Source organism: Flavobacterium sp. U410, from assembly GCF_053570605.1.
In genome coordinates this window covers 1-3,434 of sequence record NZ_JBSEFI010000045.1, presented here as the reverse complement: position 1 = coordinate 3,434, position 3,434 = coordinate 1, and the positions used below count along the sequence as shown (strand labels likewise).

General features: G+C 31.1%; 5 protein-coding genes. All 5 read right to left on the bottom strand.

Annotated elements, in window-relative coordinates:
- On the bottom strand, nucleotides 1–549 hold a 549-nt coding region (locus tag ACUSJC_RS16685; protein ID WP_449270688.1), incomplete at its 3' end, for a DUF6705 family protein.
- Between the two features lie 13 nt (nucleotides 550–562).
- On the bottom strand, nucleotides 563–811 hold the full coding sequence (locus ACUSJC_RS16680) for a hypothetical protein (RefSeq protein ID WP_449270687.1): 249 nt from the start codon (nucleotides 809–811) through the stop codon (nucleotides 563–565).
- A gap of 301 nt (nucleotides 812–1,112) precedes the next feature.
- Nucleotides 1,113–1,688, bottom strand: coding sequence for a DUF6705 family protein (locus ACUSJC_RS16675; protein WP_449270686.1), 576 nt, complete (start codon nucleotides 1,686–1,688; stop codon nucleotides 1,113–1,115).
- 121 nt (nucleotides 1,689–1,809) lie between these two features.
- A complete protein-coding gene (locus ACUSJC_RS16670; RefSeq protein WP_449270685.1) occupies nucleotides 1,810–2,376 on the bottom strand; it encodes a DUF6705 family protein in 567 nt (188 codons plus the stop codon).
- A gap of 25 nt (nucleotides 2,377–2,401) precedes the next feature.
- Nucleotides 2,402–3,434, bottom strand: a 1,033-nt coding sequence (locus ACUSJC_RS16665) for a hypothetical protein (protein ID WP_449270684.1), incomplete at its 5' end; no start/stop codon positions are given.

The window sequence follows — 3,434 nt, the reverse complement described above, 5'->3', positions numbered from 1 at the left end:
TGAAAAACTTCGAGAAACATTTGTTATTTTTGCTTGTAAACCTTCAACAACCTCCCCGAAAGCATTCAAAACGGTCATTCTGCGTAAAATAAGATAACCATACCTGTTTGAAAGACTATCAGATATAGTAACCATAATTCTTTTCTCGTTTGGACTACATGTAGAACATACCCATCTGATATAATCATTATCAGCAATCACATTTCCTGCAATCTTATGCTTGTATTGATAAGAATAATTTTGGTTAATCTCACTTAAGGTATTGATAATTTCTAACCCGTTTTTAATATATCGGTATTCGCCTATTAGAAGGTCTTCATAGTAGCTTCCGTTATATTGCTGTACTTTTTTTACTAATTGTATGGTCAGCTGGCTGTTTCCATTTGTATATATAAAAGTACCTTCAAAAACATCCAGTAGGTTGTTTACATCTTTATAATAAGCTCCAGATAAAGCAGAACCATCATCATCTAATAAATCAATAATAGGATTTTGGCTTAAACAAATTGTGGTAAAAAAGATGGATAGTATATAAATAATTGTTTTCATAATGATATAAATTTTAGTTGCAAGGAATATTTTCTACAACGTTAGTAGTTTGGTTTAATTTCAGTTTTCCCCAATCAGTTAAAGTACTATTCGCTTTGTAAATATCTACATTTGTATTAAGGATTTGAAGTAAAAATGCCCTTTCATAATCTTTTGTTCCATTTTTATATTCAGCTTTAAATTTTTTTTCAAGTTCTACATCTTTTGCCTTAGCAATATCTCCTTGAGGTATTCCACCATAAAATGGACTGTTTAAAATCATATCAACAATATCGGCTGTTGAACTGTTGAATACTATAGCATACGTTTGATAGTTGTTGCCAATATCTTTAAAGTATTTATTATTGTTATCTCCCTGATTTAACGTATTGATATTGACTATGGTTTATGCTTTACAGTTTATAAAGAACAAAGTGATTATGATAAGGATGGTGTTTTTCATATTTTTTGTTTTTTATAAAGAGTATTTTTTTTACCAAAAGGTTGGGAAAACAAGAAAAAATAAAAAAAATGGCTTTTATATTGAAACAAAAGCCGTTATTGAACAGTATTACAGATAGTTTTTATTGTTTTGTTAAAGTAACATGGTTAGGAATGGAAAAACCCGGAGGCGGAATAGTTTCACCCGGTAAATACCCTCTGGTTCTGCCTTCTAATTCCATTGTTAGCTGTGGTGAAGGAAAACTATTTAATAATGTAAAGATGGCATCTCCTTCTTTTTGATATTGCTCATCAGTAAATCCGGCATATAACTGTTCTAAATTTCTGGGTCCAGTAGAATAAAACGAATTAATATTAGGATTAGTTTCTGTAGCATTGGTCACAATGGTATTGGTCACATAAGTGGCACCGCCATCGTTAGAATAACTGTAGTTTCCTTTTATATAATCTTCATAACTACCATATTCAGGATAATAATATTGTGTTATTTTCTCAAGTTTTACAATTAAAATTTCATTCCCGTTTTGATATTTCCAAGTTCCTAAAAAAGGAGTAAAGGCATTAAATACATCTTTTTTATATGTGCCTGCGGGAGCGTCTATAATACAAACATCACTTGATATGTCTACAATATTCGTTTGACAAAAAGCATTGTTAAAGAATATCACAAAGCAAAAAGTTAAAATTATATTTTTCATGTTTTTTGTTTTTTATAAAGAGTACTTTTTTTACCAAAAGGTTGAGAAAGCAAGTAAAAAATAAAAAAACGGCTTTTATATTGAAACAAAAGCCGTTATTGAACAGTATTACAGGTAGTTTTTATTGTTTTGTTAAAGTAATATAAGGAGGTAATATTTGTTCTGCTAGACCTGTCGTACAATCAGAAGTTATTTGGTCAGTTTTCGCATAAACAAAACGTATTTGTGTGTCATTGTTAATAGTTGTTATAGATATAACTCCATTTTGTCCACACATAAAGTTTTCTCCAATATAATTTAAATGATAGGTTTTGCCATTTATATCAATATAATCTCCAGATATACCACTACCCGAAATTAAAGTATTAGCTATTATGTTTCCATCCGAATCAGTTATTAAATATTTTATTCTCAATTTATCTCGACTTAAAACACGAATTGTTGAATTGTAAGTATATTTTGATACCAAAAATTGATAACTAACTCCGTTAAATGTTCCTATCCATATTCCTACAAATTTATCAAGTAAATTATTTACATCTTTCCAATATGTTGCTTCAGGAACTTCAGTTTCGTTATTACGATATGTAATTTCATTCTCTATAGGAATAATATTATATGAATTCAAATCTTGCCCTTTACAACTTAAAATACTTATTAAAGTCAATATTAGTATTATATTTTTCATGATTTATGAGTTTAAATATTTAAAATTAACAATCCTGAGAATTAACATCTCCATTTTCGTCCAAAAACTTTTCTCTTACTATGGTTCCATTTATTTTAAATAGACGTATTCCATCAATACCTATTTCATTTTTTAAAAATTTTAGGAAAGCTTTTTCTTTATTATTATAATCTTCAAAATATTCTATAAATTTCTTCTCAAGTGTTCCATTATTTTCTAAAGTTCTTAAATCATCTATTCCATCAATAACATCATTTATGTCTCCTGTAAATTTAAGTGTATAGCTTTTACTACTAGAATACATACTACCATAAATATCCATTAATGAGATTTGGTTATTATGTGCATTAGTAAGTAGCCTTAAAAAAACTACAATATCTCCCGGAGAAGGCATTTTTATTGGAGAGACAACCACATCAGGGATTCCATCTCCATTTGTATCTCTTTCAAAACTATTTATATGAGAATGAATAAATCCAATCATATTATTTGTTAATGGAATATCCAAAGAATAACTCCCACTAGCAGTAAGCAAGTTGAAAGAACCGTTTAAATTTTGTGAAAATCCACTTTCTTGTAAAGCATGAAAAGCTGAACTATTATTAATAAGGTTTTCTTTGGTCTTAAAAATGGAATCATTTAATTGTTCTATTATTTTTTCGCAAGGTGTCTTGTCCTTATCAACCTGTTCTAGTTCTTCCAACTCCGGAACAGGTACCGTCACCACGCCACCGCAACCTTTACAGGTTTTCGGGTCTACCAAGCCGTCATCATAATCCTCATCGCCCGGTGTTCCGCCGGTGTTTCCGCCGCCGCCACTATCCGATCCTGAATCGCCGGTTCCGCTGTCACCACCGCTACCGCTATCTCCGGTATTACCACTACCGCTGCCACAATTGCTGCTGTCATAGGTCCAATACACATCTTGTCCCTCTCCGATACAGATCAACGATGCCGGATGCGGATGTCCGTAGGGACACATCAGTGTATAAATGGTACAGTCGTCGTTTCCCATATACTGTATCTTGGCCTGGGCATCATTAGCATTGTACATGATT

Excerpts from the sequence above, each read along its gene's own strand:
- ACUSJC_RS16675 (WP_449270686.1), bottom strand. The coding sequence starts at position 1,688 with ATGAAAAATATAATTTTAACTTTTTGCTTTGTGATATTCTTTAACAAT.
- ACUSJC_RS16670 (WP_449270685.1), bottom strand. The coding sequence starts at position 2,376 with ATGAAAAATATAATACTAATATTGACTTTAATAAGTATTTTAAGTTGT.
- ACUSJC_RS16680 (WP_449270687.1), bottom strand. The coding sequence starts at position 811 with ATGATTTTAAACAGTCCATTTTATGGTGGAATACCTCAAGGAGATATT.